General features: G+C 73.8%; 13 protein-coding genes, 4 tRNA genes and 2 pseudogenes. 6 read left to right on the top strand and 13 right to left on the bottom strand.

Annotated features, from left to right (window positions below; translation table 11 throughout):
* Together AKI01S_RS52600 and AKI01S_RS43735 are read right to left on the bottom strand one after the other, a co-directional pair.
* Positions 1 to 221 (bottom strand): annotated as a pseudogene (locus AKI01S_RS52600) (hypothetical protein); the annotation flags it as partial.
* A gap of 5 nt (positions 222 to 226) precedes the next feature.
* Entirely contained in the window at positions 227 to 1,177 is a 951-nt protein-coding gene (locus AKI01S_RS43735; RefSeq protein ID WP_067831952.1) for a GlxA family transcriptional regulator, read from the bottom strand.
* A gap of 71 nt (positions 1,178 to 1,248) precedes the next feature.
* Between AKI01S_RS43735 and AKI01S_RS43740 the strand changes: the two genes are divergently transcribed.
* A complete protein-coding gene (locus AKI01S_RS43740) occupies positions 1,249 to 2,154 on the top strand; it encodes a Rossmann-fold NAD(P)-binding domain-containing protein (RefSeq protein WP_067831954.1) in 906 nt (301 codons plus the stop codon).
* Here the strand turns inward: AKI01S_RS43740 and AKI01S_RS43745 are convergent.
* From AKI01S_RS43745 to AKI01S_RS43770, 7 genes are all read right to left on the bottom strand, one after another.
* Positions 2,135 to 3,955, bottom strand: coding sequence for a glycoside hydrolase family 3 protein (locus tag AKI01S_RS43745; protein WP_067831967.1), 1,821 nt, complete (start codon positions 3,953 to 3,955; stop codon positions 2,135 to 2,137). The two genes, AKI01S_RS43740 and AKI01S_RS43745, sit on opposite strands and share 20 nt — an antisense overlap.
* 163 nt (positions 3,956 to 4,118) lie before the next feature.
* Positions 4,119 to 4,191: transfer RNA gene (locus AKI01S_RS43750), tRNA-His, on the bottom strand.
* A 2-nt stretch (positions 4,192 to 4,193) separates the two neighbouring features.
* Positions 4,194 to 4,266 (bottom strand) — tRNA-Arg (locus AKI01S_RS43755).
* A gap of 35 nt (positions 4,267 to 4,301) precedes the next feature.
* Positions 4,302 to 4,374, bottom strand: a tRNA-Met gene (locus tag AKI01S_RS51405).
* Positions 4,375 to 4,378: 4 nt separating this feature from the next.
* Positions 4,379 to 4,464, bottom strand: a tRNA-Ser gene (locus AKI01S_RS43760).
* A 319-nt stretch (positions 4,465 to 4,783) separates the two neighbouring features.
* Complete coding sequence (locus AKI01S_RS43765) at positions 4,784 to 5,026, bottom strand: sigma factor-like helix-turn-helix DNA-binding protein (protein WP_067831956.1); 243 nt, start codon at positions 5,024 to 5,026, stop codon at positions 4,784 to 4,786.
* A gap of 62 nt (positions 5,027 to 5,088) precedes the next feature.
* The gene (locus tag AKI01S_RS43770) at positions 5,089 to 8,082 is read right to left on the bottom strand and encodes a tetratricopeptide repeat protein (RefSeq protein ID WP_067831958.1); all 2,994 of its coding nucleotides are present in this window, start codon (positions 8,080 to 8,082) and stop codon (positions 5,089 to 5,091) included.
* A 197-nt stretch (positions 8,083 to 8,279) separates the two neighbouring features.
* Between AKI01S_RS43770 and AKI01S_RS54495 the strand changes: the two genes are divergently transcribed.
* Positions 8,280 to 8,414, top strand: coding sequence for a hypothetical protein (locus tag AKI01S_RS54495; protein WP_281186209.1), 135 nt, complete (start codon positions 8,280 to 8,282; stop codon positions 8,412 to 8,414).
* A 13-nt stretch (positions 8,415 to 8,427) separates the two neighbouring features.
* On the opposite strand, the gene AKI01S_RS43775 is transcribed toward AKI01S_RS54495, so the two are convergent.
* The 3 genes from AKI01S_RS43775 to AKI01S_RS43785 all read right to left on the bottom strand — a co-directional run bounded on the left by AKI01S_RS43775 (position 8,428) and on the right by AKI01S_RS43785 (position 11,080).
* Positions 8,428 to 9,039 (bottom strand): hypothetical protein, encoded by a 612-nt coding sequence (locus AKI01S_RS43775; protein WP_067831960.1) that lies wholly within the window; start codon positions 9,037 to 9,039, stop codon positions 8,428 to 8,430.
* 96 nt (positions 9,040 to 9,135) lie between these two features.
* Positions 9,136 to 10,422, bottom strand: a complete 1,287-nt coding sequence (locus AKI01S_RS43780; protein WP_174567472.1) for a phytase — start codon at positions 10,420 to 10,422, stop codon at positions 9,136 to 9,138.
* A 109-nt stretch (positions 10,423 to 10,531) separates the two neighbouring features.
* On the bottom strand, positions 10,532 to 11,080 hold the full coding sequence (locus AKI01S_RS43785; protein ID WP_067831963.1) for an NUDIX domain-containing protein: 549 nt from the start codon (positions 11,078 to 11,080) through the stop codon (positions 10,532 to 10,534).
* Positions 11,081 to 11,161: 81 nt separating this feature from the next.
* On the opposite strand from AKI01S_RS43785, the gene AKI01S_RS43790 reads away from it, so the two are divergent.
* The 4 genes from AKI01S_RS43790 (at position 11,162) to AKI01S_RS43805 (ending at position 17,074) form a co-directional block, all read left to right on the top strand.
* Positions 11,162 to 12,862, top strand: a complete 1,701-nt coding sequence (locus AKI01S_RS43790; protein ID WP_067831964.1) for an AMP-binding protein — start codon at positions 11,162 to 11,164, stop codon at positions 12,860 to 12,862.
* 297 nt (positions 12,863 to 13,159) lie between these two features.
* A complete protein-coding gene (locus AKI01S_RS43795) occupies positions 13,160 to 15,784 on the top strand; it encodes a PQQ-dependent sugar dehydrogenase (protein ID WP_067831965.1) in 2,625 nt (874 codons plus the stop codon).
* A 12-nt stretch (positions 15,785 to 15,796) separates the two neighbouring features.
* Positions 15,797 to 16,705, top strand: coding sequence for a phosphotransferase (locus AKI01S_RS43800; RefSeq protein ID WP_157420573.1), 909 nt, complete (start codon positions 15,797 to 15,799; stop codon positions 16,703 to 16,705).
* 96 nt (positions 16,706 to 16,801) lie between these two features.
* A complete protein-coding gene (locus AKI01S_RS43805) occupies positions 16,802 to 17,074 on the top strand; it encodes a TFIIB-type zinc ribbon-containing protein (protein WP_067831966.1) in 273 nt (90 codons plus the stop codon).
* Between the two features lie 52 nt (positions 17,075 to 17,126).
* On the opposite strand, the pseudogene AKI01S_RS43810 reads toward AKI01S_RS43805, so the two are convergent.
* Positions 17,127 to 17,721: pseudogene (locus AKI01S_RS43810) on the bottom strand (polynucleotide kinase-phosphatase); the annotation flags it as partial.

The following is a 17,721-nucleotide window of genomic DNA, read 5'->3' on the forward strand; positions in this document are numbered from 1 at the left end:
GCGGCCACGGCGGCGGGCCAGCGGCGCAGCGCCAGCGCCGCCACGAGCGCCACGGGCGCGGCCGCCGCCACGTAGGGGGTGAACGCCACCAGCTGCCGCCACCGGAAGCCGGGCTCGTACCCCGTCCACCGCAGCACGGCCCAGGCGGCGAACGGCAACACCATGATCCATACCAGCACGGTCGCCCCGCGGCGGCCGTGCCCGTTCCGCTTCCCTCTCATGGTCGTCACACGCTACCGGCCACCGCGCGGCCGGCGCGGTAGGCGCTGGGTGTCACGCCGAGCCGGCGCACCATGTGCGCGCGCAGCGAGTCGGCGCCGCCCAGGCCGCTGCGGCGCGCGACCTGGTCCATCGGCAGGTCGGTGCGCTCCAGCAGCTCGCGGGCGCGCTCCAGGCGCTGGTGCAGCAGCCACCGCAGCGGGCTCTGGCCGGTCTCGTCGTGGAAGCGGCGGGTCAGGGTGCGGGTGCTCATGTTGGCGTGCGCGGCCAGGACGGCGAGGGTCAGCGGCTCCTCCAGCCGCTCCAGCGCCCACGCGCGGGTCGCGGCCAGGGAGGCGTCGCGGTCGGGCGGGAACGGGGTGCGGACCGTCTGGGGCTGGTCGGCGGGGCGCGGCGGGGCCGCGACCGTGCCGCGCGCCGCCTCCGCCGCGACGGCCGCGCCGTGGTCCTCGCGCACCAGGTGCAGGCACAGCTCGACGCCGGCGGCGGCCCCGGCGGAGGTGACGACCGGGCCGTCGGCGACGTACAGGACGTCCGGCTCGACCCGCACGGCCGGGAAGCGGCGGGCCAGGTCGCCGGTCAGGCCCCAGTGGGTGGTCGCGCGGCGGCCGTCCAGCACGCCCGCCTGCGCGAGGACGAACGTCCCGGTGCAGATCCCGGCCACCCGCCGCCCGGCGGCGCGCGCGTCGCGGACCGTCCGCAGCACGCGCGGGTCGACGTCCTCGCGTCCCCCGCCGCCGATCACGACGACCGTGTCGGCGTCCGCCGCGGCGTCCAGGCCGAGTTCGGTCAGCAGCGGCGGCCCGCCCACGGTCTCGACGGGCCCCGACTCGGCCGAGCACACCCGCACCGCGTAGCCGGGACGGCCGTCCACGGTCGCCGCGCCGAGCACCATCTGCGCGATGGCCAGGTCGAACGCCATCACCGGCGGGACTGCGACGAACACGATGCGGTGCATTGGCCGGATCCTCCGGTCGGTTGGCGATCTCTCCCCTGCCGATTCTCCCCGCCCGGCGCGAGGGTGGGGACATGACCTCACACACGATCGTCGGCGCGGGCGCCACCGCCCGCGCCACCGCGCTGCTGCTGGCCGGGTCCGGCGACCGGGTCCGCATGGTGAGCCGGAGCGGGAACGGCCCCGAGCACCCCCTGGTCGAGCGGATCGCGCTCGACGCCAACAACGCTGGCCGGCTCACCGAGGCCGCCGAGGGGTCGGCGACCCTGTTCAACGCGGCGATGCCGCCGTACCACACCTGGCCGGAGACGATCCCGCCGCTGTTCGGCGCGATCCTGGAGGCCGCCCGCCGCACCGGCGCGAACTACGTCATGCTCGGCAACCTCTACGGCTACGGGCCGCCCGAGGGGACGCTCACCGAGGACCACCCGCTGGACGCCACCGGCCCCAAGGGCAGGGTGCGGGCGCGGATGTGGCGGGAGGCCCTGGACGGCGGCGTCCCGGTCACCGAGGTGCGCGCCGGGCAGTTCTACGGGCTGGGCGCGTACTCGATCTTCAACCTGATGGTGGTCCCGAAGGTGCTGGCCGGGCGGCTCGCGCTGGTCCCGGCCGAGTTCGACGTCCCGCACGCGTTCACCGCGATCGGCGACGCGGCCGCCGCGCTCGTCGCGGTCTCCCGCGACGAGCGCGCCTTCGGGCGGGCCTGGCACGCGCCGGTCAGCAACGTCCCGGTCCGCGAGCTGGCGACCACGCTGGCCGACCTCGCCGGAGCCCCGCGACCCCGGCTGGAGACCATGTCCGACCGGGAGCTGACGCTGCTCGGCGCCGCCGACCCGTTCTGGGAGGAGCTGTGGGAGACCTCGTACATGTCGCACCGGCCGTTCACGGTCGACTCGACCCGGATCGAGGAGATCTTCGGGGTCAAGCCGACCGCGCCCGGCCAGGTGCTGGCGGAGACGCTCAGCGACGGCGGTAGGTGAGGCCGTAGCCGAACGGGAACAGCGGCTTCTTGCCGTCGCCGACGTTGATGGGCTGCTGGTCGGCGCCGCGCATCCACGTCACCGGAAGCTTCCCGGTGGGACGCGTGACGCCGAACAGCACGTCGGCGACGCCGCGGCCCTCGGTGCCGGGCAGCCAGGACGCCACCAGCGCGTTCCACTTCGGCAGCTCGGCGGCGATGTCCAGCGGGCGGCCGGAGACCAGCACGACGATCACCGGGACGCCGGAGGCGCGCAGCCGCTCCAGCGTGGCCAGATCGGTCGCGTCCAGCCCCATCGAGCCGGGCCGGTCGCCCTCGAACTCGGCGTAGGGCAGCTCGCCGACGACCGCGACGGCGGCCTTGTAGGAACGGTCGACGCCCGTCCCGTCCTTGGAGTAGGTCACGGTCGTGCCGCGCCCGGCCGTCTGCCGGATGCCCTGCAGGATCGTCGTGCCGGGCGTGATGTTCCCCGGCGAGCCCTGCCAGGTGATCGTCCAGCCGCCGGACTGGATGCCGATGTCGTCGGCGCTCTTGCCCGCCACGAAGATCTTGTTGTTCCGGCGGTCGAGCGGCAGGACGTTCCGGTCGTTCTTCAGCAGGACCTGGGACCTGGCGACGGCCTCGCGGGCGAGGGCCCGGTGCTCGGCGTTGCCGACCGTCCCCAGGTACCGGCGGTCGGCGAAGGGACGCTCGAACAGGCCGAACTGGATCTTCTTGGTGAGGATGCGGCGGTTGGCGTCGTCGATGCGCGCCATCGGCACGCGCCCGGCCTGCACCTCGGCGCGCAGCGTCTCGATGAAGCGCCGCCACTCCTGCGGCACCATGAACATGTCGATGCCCGCGTTGACGGCCGTGCGGACCTCCTCGGCGGTGAAGCCGGGCTGCCCGTCGATCTGGTCGATGCCGTTCCAGTCGGAGACCACGAAGCCGTCGAACCGCAGCTCGCGCTTGAGCACGTCGGTGATCAGGTACTTGTGGGCGTGCAGCTTCAGGCCGTTCCACGAGCTGAACGACGCCATCACCGACCCGACACCGCGCCGCACGGCCTCGCGGTACGGCGGCAGGTGGATCCGGCGCAGCTCGGCCTCCGACACCTGGGTGTCGCCCTGGTCCTTGCCGCCGGTGGTGCCGCCGTCGCCGACGTAGTGCTTGGCGGTGGCCATCACCGACGCGGGCCCGCCCGGGCGGCCCTGCAGCCCGGTGATGACCGTGGACATGCGGGTCGGCAGCTCGGGGATCTCACCGAACGACTCGTAGGTGCGGCCCCACCGGTCGTTGCGGGCCACGCACAGGCACGGCGCGAAGCTCCAGGTCGGGCCGGTGCCCACCACCTCCTCGGCGGTGGCGCGGCCGATCCGCTGCACCAGGCGCGGATCGCGGGTCGCGCCCAGCCCGATGTTGTGCGGGAAGATCGTCGCACCGACGACGTTGTTGTGGCCGTGCACGGCGTCCACCCCGTAGACCAGCGGGATCCTCTTCGGGGTGGCGAGCGCGGCGCGCTGGAAGCCGTCGTACATGTCGGCCCACGCCTGCGGGGTGTTCGGGGTGGGGGTGGAGCCGCCGCCCGACAGGATCGAGCCGACGCGGTAGCGGGTGACCTCCTCGTTCGTGATGTTCGCCCGTTCGGCCTGGGTCATCTGGCCGATCTTCTCGTCGAGGGTCATGCTCCTCAGCAACGCCTCGACCCGCCGCTTGACGGGGTCGCGGCCGGTGTCTGCCCCGGCCGCGACGGTCGTTCCGGAGAACGCCAGCACGGACGACAGGGCGAGGGTGAGGACTCGGGACGGTCGTGTTCGGCGCATCATCCGCCTCCGGGGTGGGAGCTCGCACGAACCGGCGCAATTGGTTGTCGCCGCCAACAAACGCACCGTAGGTCGATCTCCGGCCCCCGGCAAGACCCACTTTCCGTCCCCGCGCACGGCACGCGGCCCCGTCGGGCAGGGGGATGCCGACGGGGCCGCGAAGGGCGACCGCCCGGAGTCGAACCGTGGACCTTCAGGACCACAACCTGACGTGCAGACCACCACACCACGGCCGCCGTGTCCCCGGCAGGATTCGAACCTGCGATCTTCGGATTCGTAGTCCGACGCGTTATCCACTACGCCACGGAGACTCGTTTATTTAATTATGGAAAACAGCGTGAACAAGTGACGGATGCGGGAATCGAACCCACCTCGAGTGGTTTATGAGACCACCGTCCGCACCAGCGAACCTATCCGTCCCGGCGGAGGGTGTGAGAATCGAACTCACGCAGGGGGTGACCCTGACGACGGCTTAGCAAGCCGCTGCCTTACCGCTCGGCCAACCCTCCGGGGAAAAGCGAAACCGCCCAACGGATCCCCAGGTCCGTGGGCGGTGATGGCGTTCGGCCGCGCGGTTCGCTACCGCATGGCACGCCTCCCGGGACCGTGGGGACGGCTACTGCTGCGCATTCGGTGATGACGTCGCATCGCCCTCTCCCTTCCGTTGGTCCCGCTGTTCTGTACGACGTTTACTCTGCCCGATGGGTTCCCGGATCGCAACCCTTTATTCGGAGCGGCGGAATCGACGCCCCGAACAAAGGGCCGCGGGGCGCGGACGGCCCCCCTGCCCGGCCACCGGAACCGGTTTCGCCCGCGCCGTTCCCCGGTTCAGGCCCGGGGGGTGTCCAGCGCGATCCGCAGGGCGCGCAGCGCGTGGTAGACGCGGACCTTGACCGTCTCGACGGGAACGCCGAGCGCGGCGGCGGCCTCGTTGACGCTCCGCCGCCGGAACAGGGTCTCGTCGAGGATCTCCTGGTGCGCCGCCGGCAGCGCCCGCAGCGCCCGCACCATCACCGCCCGCTCCGCGACGACGCCGGAACCGAGCCCGTTGGTCTTCTCTCGCAGTGCCACGGGACGAACCTCGCACCGCCCGCCCCACGCGAACACCCGTTTAGGGCCCGCTTAAGGAACCGCTAAGGCCCCGCGAAAGCCGCGGCGTGGGCGATGCGCCCCTCAGGTTCCAGCCCGTCGCGCACCACCCGGACAGCCTCGTCATGGCGTCCGGCCCTGCGCAGGAGCGCGGCCGCCAGCGCCAGCGCGCCGGTGTCCTCGTCGCCGGGGTCCGGGGCGGCCATGCCCGCCTCGGCCCCCCGCAGGTAGTAGGCGAGCGCCTCGTCGACGCGGTCCGCGTCGCGCAGGAGGTTGGCGACCCAGCCGAGCGCGTCGGCGTCGCCGTCCTCGACCCTGACGCGCAGCCACTCGATCGCCTCGTCCGCCCGGCCGAGCCCCAGCAGCAGGTCGATGACCCAGCGCAGGGCCGTCGGGTCGCCCCGTTCGGCGCGCGAACGCAGCCAGGCGACCGCCTCCTCCGGCCGGCCCGCCTCCCCCATCAGGTGCACGGCCCGCACCAGCGCCAGGTCGTCCCCGTCGTCGGCGGCGGCGCGGTAACAGGCGATCGCCTCGTCGAGGCGGCCCGCATCGTGCAGCAGGTCGGCCCGCCGTCGCACGCCGGCGACGCCCGGGGCGCCGCGGAACCGCTCGTACGCCGCCAGCGCGTCCGGCGTCCGGCCGGTACGGGCCAGCAGGTCCATGAGGTGCCACAGCGCCGTGGCGTCTCCCCGTTCGGCCTTGTCCTCCAGCCAGGGGAGCACCGCCTGCGGGCACCCCGCCCGGAGCGCCGCCGCGACCGCCTGCCGCGACGCCGCCCGGTCGCCTCCGTCCGCCCGCTCGCGCAGCCACCCGATCGCCTCGCTCACGCGTCCGGCGGCCTCCAGCAGCCGGGCCGCCTCCCGCATGGCGCCCGTGTCGCCGCCCTCGGCCGCGCGACGGCACAGCGCGATCGCCTCGTCCCGTCGTCCCTCGTCGGCCGACCAACGCGCGGCCGTTCGCATCAGGGCGGGGTCGGCGGCGCAGTGCGGCAGTACGGCGTCGATCGCCCCGGACCGGTCGCCGGACCGCCACAGCAGGTCCCCGATCACCGCCGCCGTCCTGGCGGCGCCGCCGGGCCGGTGGGAGGCGAGCCAGGCGACGGCGGCGTCACGCCCGTCGCGTTCGGTCATCAACGCGACCGTCCGGTTCAGGGAGAGCGTCTCTCCGGACCGCGCCCCCTCCTGGAAGCAGCGCACGGCCTCGTCCACCGCGCCCCGCCGGAGCAGCCGCTCGCCCAGTCTCCCCGCCGCCTGTTCGACACCCGCGCGTACGGCCCTGCGCAGGAGCGGCTCCGCCTCGTCGGGCCGGTGCGCCTCGATGAGCGCGTCCGCCGCGTCGGTCAGGGCGTCGGACAGGCCGTCGGCGACGGCCCTGTCGTACCACCACAGCGCCTCGTCGACGCGTCCCACCCCGCGCAGCGTCTCGGCGGCCCGATGCCACGCGTAGGGGTCGCCTCCCTCGGCCGCCCGCCGGTAGCAGGACAGCGCCTCGGCCACGCGTCCGGCGTTCCGGTGCAGGTCGCCCGACCACAGCATCGCGTCGGTGCCCTCGGGGTCCGTCTCCCAGGCGGCCCGATAGAAATCCAGGGCGAGCCGGTAGAGCCCGCGTTCCTGGGCCTGCCGCCCCAGCCGGATCAGGTCCGGGCCCGCCGCGTGCGCGAGCAACGACGCCCACAGCGCCCCGGGGACCGGGAGGGTGCGCCGCTCCGCCTGCCCAAGCTGTTCGAGGTAGTCGGCGAGCCGGTAGCGCGGCTCGCCGCCGCCCCCGTCGCCCGGCGCGGGCCGGACGGGGGTGAGCGGCGCGCGGGCCCCCCGGCAGGGGCGATGGTCGGTGGCCTGCGAGAACGCCGTGTCCGGCCAGCCCTCCTCCAGCATCTCCCACTGCGGCCGGGTGAGGTAGCCGCGAGCGGCGTCCAGCAGCAGGCGCCTGGGCAGCAGCGGCCCGTGGCCCAGCCGCCGCGCGTCGATCGCCGCGTCCAGCAGCGCCCGCGCGGGCGGCGCGGCCGTCCGGTAGATCATCTGTAGGGCGGGGCCGCCCGCCAGGTACTGGGCGAGGTGGCCGTCCTCGGCGTTGCCGACCGCCTCCGCCAGGCGCGGATCCTCCTCCGCGACCGCGCGGGCGCGGTCCAGCTCCAGCGGGGAGAACGTGGTGGGGACCACGATGCCGTGCCCGGCGAGCAGCGCCCGCGCCTGGGCGTGCGGGTCCTCCTCGGGCGAGTGGTAGCCGGTCAGCGTGGCCCAGTGGCGCGGCCACAGCGTGCCGAGCACCAGCACCGGTCCGCGCCCCGGATCGCGCAGCAGGGCCCGCAGTTCCGCGGCGACCTGCTCGCCCAGGTCGCCGCCGGGGGTCAGCAGATAGTGCTGGAGGTCGTTCAGCCACACCACCGTGCGCGGACCGACCGACGGCAGGTCCCGCAGCGCCGCGCGGGGACGGCTCGGCGCGATCGGATGCCACAGCCGCCAGTCCTCCGGCAGCAGGCCCAGCGCCTCCCAGCACGCGCGCGTCTTGCCGGTCGCCGCCTCTCCGACGAGAACGGCCATCGCGCTGCGCTCCCGCGCGCCGCGCACCGCCTCGCCCAGCGCGTCGTCGTGTCCGCGCCGGACGTAGGCGGGCAGCGCCGGCAGGCCGCGACCGGCGTGCTCGATGGCCGGATGCACCTCCAAGGCCAGCGGGTCCGACCAGAGGGACAGGGGAAGTCCCACTCCGCCCGTGCGGTCGGCGCGCCGGGGCCGCGCCTCCTCGACGAGGCGGTTCCAGTACCGGCGCTCGTCCCTGGCGGGCTCCCGCCCCGCCCATCCGCACCAGACCCGCACGAGCGCCCACACCTGGTCGGGGTCGCGGGGCGCCCGGCCGTCGTCCCGGCGCAGCCACTCCCCGATCCGTCGGGCGTCCACGTCGGTGTGGAAGCGGCGCGCCTCCCGCGCGGCCTCACGCCGGGAATGCGGACGTCCCCTGGCCTTCCGCGCCATCACGGCCTGGGCTTCGAGGGCGCGCAGGGCCTCCTGGAGTCTCAGGAACCCTTCCCGCTCCTCCGCCACGACCCGCCTCCGCGTCCCTCTCCGGTGCCCGCCCGTCAGCCGCCGTGCCCGTGGCGGCCGATGCGGGCACCCGTTCCGGCCTCGCATTCCCGTCCGGTTCGTCCGGCGCGCCCGTTCTCCGTCGCGGCGGACGCGGTCCCGGTCGCACTCTCCTTTCCGGGTTCAGGTCCCGGAGACCGAGACACAGGGAGGATCGAATGCCACGGAACGAAGCCCGCCGGCTCCCCCGGCGCCTCGCACGCGCCGCGATGTTCGCCTTCGTCCGGGGAGCGGGGGCCGCCGCCGGCTCGGGCCTCGTCGCCCTGGTCGTCTGGTGGGCGCAGAGCCACTGATCCGGTCCCCCTCTCATCGAGGCCGGGGTCCCCATGGCCCCGGCCTCGAAGTGGAGGGGTCGCGCACGAGGAGGTGCCCCTGGAAGACGGTGCCCTTGGCCGTGATCCTGATCGGCTGGAATCCGTTGGGCGGCAGCGCGCTGAAACCGGTGCGGATGACGTCGGCGTAGAGGGAGTCGGAGACGACCACCGCCAGGTCGCGTCCGGGATCGTCGGCGAGGAGGCGTCGCAGCGGTCCGGCGTCGAGCAGCCGCTGCACGACGACGGGAGCGTCCCCCGAGGGGCCGAACGGTCCTTCCGCGAGGGGGCCGTGGTGGAGCGCGAGCCTGAGCCTCAGCCTGAGCGGACGGGAGCGGTTGAGCGTCTCCAGCCCGGCTTCCAGGGCGAGGACGAGGTCACCGACCGACGCCGGGTCGGTCTCCCCCGGGAGGACGCTCAGCTCGCCGTCGCCACCCACCTGTTTGCGCCACAGGGCCCGGTCCAGGCCCGCGGTTGCGGCGGCCTCGTCGAGCAGGCGGTTCAGTTGCCGCTGCGTCTCCAGTTGCTGACGGGTGTCGCGTTGGCCGTACCCCTGAATGTCCACGGCGAGGAGAACGCGGTGCACCAGGGGCTCGTCGCCGTTCACGCCGTCGCCTCGACCTTCCTGCCGGAGGGAGCGGGCCTTCCTCGCCAGGGTACGGCGAACGCGGCGTCGGCCGGGGGCGGCGCCGCGTTCCGGTTGTCAGTCCAGGGCCTTGCGGACCTTGGCCAGGTCGACGAACTTGAAGCCGGTGGCCTCCCGGGCGGGGTCGGCGGGGGTCTCCCGGCCGTCCTGGACGACCAGCAGGCCGTGGGGGTAGCGCCTGCCGAGGGGCTTGTTGAGGGCGGCCGCGCCGTCGCACTCCTCGGAGCCGTCGAGGGTCGTGGAGGCCGCGGTGACGCGGAAGCCGCCCTCGTACTCGTTGCCCTCGTCCAGCTCGCGGTCGTAGGCGGCGAAGGTGTCGTCGCCCTGGCTGGAGACCAGCACGTGGCCGTCGCCGTCGGGTTCGGTCAGCAGGGTCAGGCCCTCCACGTCGGCCGACAGCCGCTTGCCGCCGTAGCCGGGGTCGGGGCCCGGGACGCACTCCCCGGTCTCCTCGTCGTACTCGCCGGGGACGCCGAACTCGCGGACCCTGTCCAGCAGCTTCGGGGTCCCGGTGAGGTCGGCGCGCACGCGCCACACGCCGACGTCCTCCTGCCCGGCGTAGAGCATGCCGTTGGCGGGGTCCACCACCATGCCCTCCACCTGGGGCAGCTCGCCCGGTTCGGCGCACGGGGTCCAGGTGGCGCCGTTGGGCAGCCGGAACGCCGACGGCAGCTCCAGGGTCCGCACCTTGCGGTAGGTCACCGAGCCGGTGGCCGTCCCGGTCAGCTCCAGCAGCGCGACGGCGGTGCGGTTGCGGCGGCTGACCAGGGCGTAGGAACGGCCGGTCGCCCGGTCGGTCCAGGTGGCCAGGCCGTAGGCGGTGGCCTGCTCGTTGACCTCGTCCTGGTCGGCGGAGAACACGCGCGGGGCGGCCGGGTCGGTGACGTCGGCCAGCGGGCCGCCGGGGCGCGCCGGGTCGATCCGGTAGATCCGCAGCCGGTCGTGGCCGCGGTCGCTGGTCACCGCGACGTCGGCGCGGGACGCCCCCAGGCGCAGGCCGTGCACCAGGTCGACGTTGTTGAACCGGCCGGGCGCGTCGTCCGGGCCGGGCGCGGGCGGCGGGGCGACCGACTGCACCGGGCGGGCGTCCAGGTCGTAGACGCGCAGCCCGCCCTCCTTGACCGCGGCGACCACCAGGCTGCGGTCGGGATCCGCGTCGTTTCGCCAGATGGCGGGGTCGTCGGCGTCGGAGTTACCGCCCGCCTCGTCGTCGTGGAGCGGGGGCGTCTCGGCCTTGGGGGTGAGGGCGGGCAGGGGCGCGGACGCGTGGGCGGGGACGGCCACGGCGGTCGCCGCGAGCACCGCCCCGGCCGTCGCGAGCAGCCAACGGGCCCTGTCTGTCACGAATGTCGGGATCACGCGAGCGATCGTGAAGCGGGCCGATAACGTCCCAGGGCCCTGGAGGCAACGGTTCGGTTGTCATCCCGTTAACGCCCTTGTCTCCCCCGGCCCGTCACCGGGCGAGGCCCTCCTCGTGCAGGAGCAGCAGGGTGTAGGCGGCGACCGTGGAGTCGTCGGCGATCACGCCCTCGCGGACCAGCTTCTTGAACTCGTCGCGGGACACGAACGCCTGCCGCATGTCCTGCTCCTCCGGCTCGCGGGACGGCTCCCCCGGCGTCAGGTCCGTCGCCAGGAAGACGTGGACGTGCTGGTTGCTGGTCCCGTGCGAGGCGTGCAGGGTGCCGAGGCGCGTCAGCGTGCCCGCGCGCAGCCCCGTCTCCTCGGCCAGCTCGCGCCGGGCCAGCTCCTCGGGGGCGCCGGCGGCGCGGTCGGGCAGCGAGCCCTGCGGGAAGTTCCACGCGCGGCGGCCGACCGGGTAGCGGTACTCCTCGACCAGGTGGAACCCGTCGTTCTCGAACGGGATGACCAGCGCGAAGTCCGGCTTGTCGACCACGCCGTAGACGCCGCGCGAGCCGTCGGGGCGTTCGAACTCGTCCTCGCGGACGGCCATCCAACGGTTCTCGTAGACCACACGGGACGACACCCGACGGAAATCGCTCATGGGCCACCACCCTAGCCAGGCCCCGGGATCCGGCCGCCGACGGCGGACATCGATGCCGCTTTGATGATTGAATCGCCGGGTATGTGGCCCTCGTCACGTCGACCCCTGCCGTGGACCAAGTGGTATCCCCCGAACGTTCCCACGCGACCTGACGTACCCGACATCCCGGTCACCGGACTGCTGGACGACTCGGCCGCGCGCCACCCCCGCCGGCCGGCGCTGCACTACTTCGGCCGCCGCCTCACCTACCGGGGGCTGCACCGGGCCGCCGAACGGTTCGCCGCCGGGCTGCACCGGCTCGGCGTGCAGCCCGGCGACCGGGTGGCGCTGGTGCTGCCGAACTGCCCGCAGGCCGTCATCGCGTTCTTCGGCATCTGGCGGCGCGGCGCCATCGCGGTGCCGATCAACCCGCTGTGCACCGCGGAGGAGATGCACCACCAGCTCGCCGACTGCGGTGCGCGCGTCGCGGTGGTCCTGGACCGTTCCCACCCGACGGTGGCCGCGATCCGCGACCGGCTGCCGCTGGAGCAGGTGGTGGTCACCTCGCTGCTGGACTACCTGCCGGCGCGGGCCCGGCTGGCGCTGCGGCTGCCGCTGCTCCAGGCGCAGCGCATGCGCCGCGCGCTGACCGCCGAGATCCGCAACGCCGACGTGGTGCCGTTCGCCGAGATGCAGCGGCCCCCGCGCCGCGGGGTGCGGCAGTACCCGCTGGACCCGGCGCGGCACCTGGCCGTCATCCTCTACACCGGCGGCACCGAGGGCCGCCCCAAGGGCGTGATGCTCACCCACCGCAACCTGGTCGCCAACGCCGTCCAGCAGAACGCCTGGGACAGCGCCAGCGGCCCGAAGGACGTCACGCTGGCCGTGCTGCCGCTGTTCCACGCGTTCGGGCTGACCAGCAGCCTGGTCGCGCCCGCGATGACGGGCGGGGCGGTGGTGCTGCTGCCCCGGTTCCATCAGAGGCGGACCGTGCGGGCGATCCGGCGGTACCGGCCGACGATCTTCCCGGGCGTGCCGCTGCTGTACGACGAGGTGCTGGACGCGCCGGGGATGAAGCCCCGCCTCCTGCGCCCGGTCCGGGTGTTCGTCTGCGGCACCTACCCCCTGGAGCAGCGCACCGTGGAACGCCTGGAGTCCCTCGGCGGCCACCGGCTGATCCAGTGCTACGGCCTGACCGAGGCGTCCCCGGCCGTCACCGCCAACCCGCTGACCGCCGACGCCCGCAACCTCACCGTCGGCGTGCCGCTCCCGCTGACCGACGCGGTGGTCGTCGATCCGCGGGAGCCGACCCGGCTGCTGCCGCCGGGCCAGCCGGGCGAGCTGGTGGTGCGCGGCCCGCAGGTGTTCGCCGGGTACTGGAACCGGCCGCTGGAGACCGCGCGGGTGCTGTCGAAGGGCTGGCTGCGCACCGGGGACATCGCGGTGATGAGCGAGGACGGGTTCTTCTCGATCCTGGACCGCCGCCGCGACCTGATCAAGGTGAGCGGGTTCAGCGTGTTCCCCGGCGAGGTGGAGGAGGTGCTGCGCCGCCACCCCGCCGTGATCGACTGCGCGGTGGTGGGGGTGCCCGACCCCCGGCGCGGCGAACGCGTGATCGCCCACGTCGTGGAGCATCCGGCCTACCCGTTCTCGGCCGACGAGCTGCGCCGCCACTGCGAGCGGTACCTGTCGCACTACAAGGTGCCCGCGGAGTTCCGCCCGTGCGCGGAGCTGCCGCGCAGCGTCCTCGGCAAGGTCCTGCGCCGGCGGCTGCGCGAGCGCGAGCGCCCGCCCGTGCCGTGAGATGAAACGCGTCCGCGAAGCCCCGGTTCCTCCCGCTTTTCGACGCCCACCCGAGGGGACGACGCCGCGAACGCGCGGCCCGTTGTCCTGATGACCACAAGCGGTCCAGAACGTTCCCTACCTGCCGAAGTGATTCATTCTGCGCTCAGGTGGGACTTTTCGCCTCCGTCCCGCCAGGGGTCTCGGACGAAGAGGTGGACCATGCCCTCTCACGCTCTGCTGGGGGGACGTCCGTCAACGGGGTTCGCGGTCGGGGGACCGCGCCGTTCGGCAGCCGTTCTCGTCGTACTGTCGCTCATGGCCACGCTGATCGCGGTGGTCGCCTGGCCGCGGCCCGCCGCCGCGGCGCTCCCGACCAACTTCCAGGAGAAGGCCGTCATCTCGGGGCTGACCCGGCCCACGGCGGTGCGGTTCGCCCCGGACGGCCGGGTGTTCGTCGCGGAGAAGAGCGGGATCATCAAGCTCTACTCCTCGCTCACCGACACCACGCCGGAGATCTACGCGGACCTGCGCCGGCAGGTGTTCAACGGCTGGGACCGCGGCATGCTCGGCATGGCGCTGCACCCGAAGTTCCCCGTCGACCCGCGCGTGTACGTGATGTACACCTACAACGGCCCGCTCGGCGGCCCCTACCCGAAGTGGCCCTCCTCCGACGGCTCCAACGACAACTGCCCCGATCCGCCCGGCGCCAACAACGCCGGCTGCGTCGTGGCGGGCCGCATCTCGGTGCTGAGCCAGGCCAGCCCGGCGGCGGGGGCGCTGGCCACTCGCGCCGAGGCCGGGCCGGTGACCGAGAAGGTGCTGCTGGAGGACTGGTGCCAGCAGTTCTCCAGCCACTCGGTGGGCACGCTGGCGTTCGGCCGGGACGGGGCGCTGTACGCCAGCGGCGGTGACGGGGCGAGCTTCGGCTACGCCGACTGGGGTCAGAAGAACAACGCCTGCGGCGACCCGCCCGGCAGGGCCGGGACCGGCCTGAAGGCCCCGTCGGCCGAGGGCGGCGCGCTGCGCGCCCAGGACCTGCGCACCACCAGGGACCCCACGACGCTGGACGGGACGATCATCCGGATCAACCCCGACACCGGCAAGGCCGCCGCGGGCAACCCCGCGACCACCGGCGACGACAACGCCCGGCGGATCGTGGCCTACGGCCTGCGCAACCCCTACCGGTTCACGCTGCGGCCCGGCAACGACGAGATCTGGGCGGGCGACGTCGGCTGGACCACCTGGGAGGAGGTCAACCGGCATCCGGACCCGACCAGGAAGGTCCGCAACTTCGGCTGGCCCTGCTACGAGGGCAACGGCCGCACCAAGGGCTACGACGCCGCCAACCTCACGGTCTGCGAGAACCTCTACCGGGCGGGATCGGGCTCGATCACCGCGCCGCACTTCGTCTACAACCACGCCAACAAGATCGTCTCGGGTGAGGCGTGCGGCACCGGCAGCTCCTCCACCAGCGGCATGGCGTTCTACTCCGGCACGGTCTACCCCAAGGACTACCGGGGCGCGCTGTTCTTCACCGACTACGCCCGCAAGTGCGTGTGGGTGATGAAGCCCGGCACGAACGGGGTGCCGGACAAGACGAAGATCTCCACGTTCGCGACCGGCTCACGCGGGATCGTCGACCTCCAGGCCGGGCCGAACGGCGACATCTTCGCCGTGGACGTCATCGGCGGCGCGGTCGTGCGCTACACCTACCACGGCGTCAACAACCCGCCCGTCGCGGCGATCAAGTCGGACGTGACCAGCGGGAACCTGCCGCTGGCGGTGCAGTTCGACGGGTCCACCTCCAGCGACGCCGACGGCAACACCCCGCTCACCTACGCCTGGGACCTGGACGGCGACGGGGCCTACGACGACTCCACCACCGCCAAGCCGACCCACACCTACACCGCCAAGGGCCGCTACACGGTGGGGCTGCGGGTCACCGACACGCGCGGCGCCACCGACACCTCCACCCTGGTGATCACCGCCGGGTCCACCCCGCCGACCGTCCGGATCACCAGGCCGGGGACGGACCTGAGGTGGGCGGTCGGCGACCGGGTGGAGTTCGCGGCCGAGGCCACCGACGCCGAGGACGGCGCGCTGACCGGCGACTCCCTGGAATGGGAGATCATCATGCACCACTGCCCGAGCAACTGCCACACCCACACGATCACCGGGCAGAACGGCGCGGGCGGCGAGTTCACCGCGCCCGACCACGAGAACCCCTCGTGGATCGAGCTGAAGGTCACCGCCCGGGACGCCGACGGGCTGACCGCCACCCGGAGCGTCGAGCTGCATCCCAAGGTCACCAAGGTGACGTTGCAGAGCAGCCCGGCGGGCGTGCCGCTGACGCTGTTCGAGACGACGAGGGCCGCGCCGTTCGACAGCTCGGTGATCACCGGTTCGACGGTGTCGATCGCCGCGCCGACCCAGCGGGTCATGCTCGGGGACGTCCCCTACGAGTTCGTGGGCTGGTCCGACGGCGGCGCGTCGGCGCACAACATCACGCCCACCCAGGACGTGACGCTGACGGCCACCTACCGGAAGATGACCAACCTGGCGCAGGGCAAGGGATCCAAGGTCTCCAGCGTCGAGGCCACCGGGCGCGAGGGGCCGAAGGCGTTCGACGGCAGCACCACCACCCGCTGGGCCAGCAAGCACAGCGACCCCCAGTGGATCGAGGTGGACCTCGGGTCCGTGCGCAAGGTCGGGTTCGTGCTGCTGAACTGGGAGGCCGCCTACGGCAAGGCCTACCAGGTCCAGATCTCCACCGGCGGCGGCAGGTGGACCACCGTGCACAGCCGCACCAACGGCAACGGCATGTACGACTGGGTGGGCTTCACCCCGGCCGACGCCCGCTGGGTGCGGATGTACGGCACCCAGCGCGTCAAGTCCACCTACGGCTACTCGCTGTGGGAGATGGAGGTCTACGAGAAGTGATTGACTGGGCCGGTGTCTCCCGACATCTCCCAGCCTGAGCTTTTCGACCTGCTCGCCGGGATCGGCCGCGAACGCGCCGGTCCCGGCGGGACGCCTCCCCCCGAGCCGCTCTACGACCGGCACGGGGTGCTGGTCGTGCGGGTGGGCGACGTGGTGGTCAAGGCGCACCAGGCCGACCGGGGCGAGGACCCGGACCTGGGGCGGCGGGTCGCGCTCGCCGGGGACCTGCCGGAGCTGTTCGCCGCCCCGCTGGGGCCGCCGCTGCGCGTGACCGGCGGTTTCGGCGAACGCACCGTCACCGTCACGGCGTTCGGCGAGCCCGTCCACCCCGATGATCTTCCCTGGAGGGCCGCCGCGCGGCTGCTGGCCGACCTGCACCGGCGGCCCGTCCCGCCGGACGCGCCGGGCTGGGGCCGCCCGGCCCGGGTGGCGCGCCTGGTGGAACGCCTCCCGGACGGCCCGGCGGCCGGGGAGGTGCGGCGGGCGTTCGCCACCCTCCCGGCCTGGATCCGCGAGGGGTCCCCCGACCCGGACCCGGCCGGGGAGCACCTGATCCACGGCGACTGGCACCTGGGGCAGATGGTGCGGCTCCCGGACGGGTCCTGGCGGTTCATCGACGTGGAGGACCTGGGGCGCGGCGACCCGGTCTGGGACCTGGCCCGGCCCGCCGCGCTGCACTCGGCGGGGGTGCTGCGCCCGGCGGACTGGACGGCGTTCCTGACCTCCTACCGGGCCGCCGGGGGCCCGGCGGTGCCGCTGCTGGGCGACCCGTGGGCACGGCTGGACATTCCGGCCCGAACTTTGGCGATCCAAATCGCCGCCACGTGCGTCATATCGGCGCGGGGGACGGATCGCCCGCTCGACGAGGCCGAGACGGCCCTGGTCGACGCCTGCACGAGGATCTCCAGGATGGTGGCGTGAACACCGGCCCGACGTGACGCCCGGCATGACGTGCGGCGACGTCTGCCCTACATTTAGCCTCTACCTGGGGATTCCACACGGAAGGACGACAAAGCGATGCACTGCCCTAAGTGTCGTGGCGTCATGCGGACCTACACCCGCAGCGGCGTCCACATCGAGCAATGTGACAACTGCCGGGGCATCTTCCTCGACTACGGGGAGCTGGAGGCGCTGAGCCGTCTGGAGGCCCAGGGTCCGGGCTGGGCCGCGGCTCCGCCGCCCGCGGCGGGCACGCCCCCGGTCCAGGTGCACCACCACCACGGCGCTCCGGTCCACCACCACCGCCCGTACCACGGCGGCGGCGTGTTCCACATGCTGTTCTCGACCTGACCGCGACGTGCGCGGGGCCCTCTCGGAGAGCCCGGCCCCGCGCACGCGCGCGTCACAGGCGCGGGTCCACCGGCTCGGACTCCAGCGCCAGGACCGCGAACACCGCCTGGTGGACCCGCCACAGCGGCTCCCCGGCGGCCAGCCGGTCCAGCGCCTCGGCCCCCAGCGCGTGCTCGCGCATGGCCAGGGAGCGCTTGCGCCCCAGCGAACGGCCGCGCAGCCGGTCCAGGTTCGCCGGCTCGGTGTAGTCCGGGCCGTAGATGATCCGCAGGTACTCCCGGCCCCGGCACTTGATGCCCGGCTGGACCTTGTGGTCCTCGGGCAGGGGGCCGAGCGGCTTGACGACCATGCCCTCGCCCCCGGCGGCGGTGTGCTCCTCCCACCACCCGGTCACGGCCTTCTCGGACTCCGGCGACGCCAGGTCCACCACCTGGAACGCCGTGCGCTGGAGCAGCCCCGAGGAGTCGGCGTCGGCGAGGCGTCCGGCGATCTCCATGTGCCAGCCGTGGTCGCGCGCGGCGGCCCAGGCGGTGCCCTGGCCCGCCAGGACCTGGAACGGAGCCAGCCGGATGCCGTCCAGGCCGTCCACCTCCCAGCAGTACCGCGCGTAGGCGTCGCGGAACAGCGCCGCGTTGGCGGCCCGCCGG

The sequence above is a fragment of the Actinomadura kijaniata NBRC 14229 genome, assembly GCF_001552175.1.
GTDB classification, from domain to species: domain Bacteria; phylum Actinomycetota; class Actinomycetes; order Streptosporangiales; family Streptosporangiaceae; genus Spirillospora; species Spirillospora kijaniata.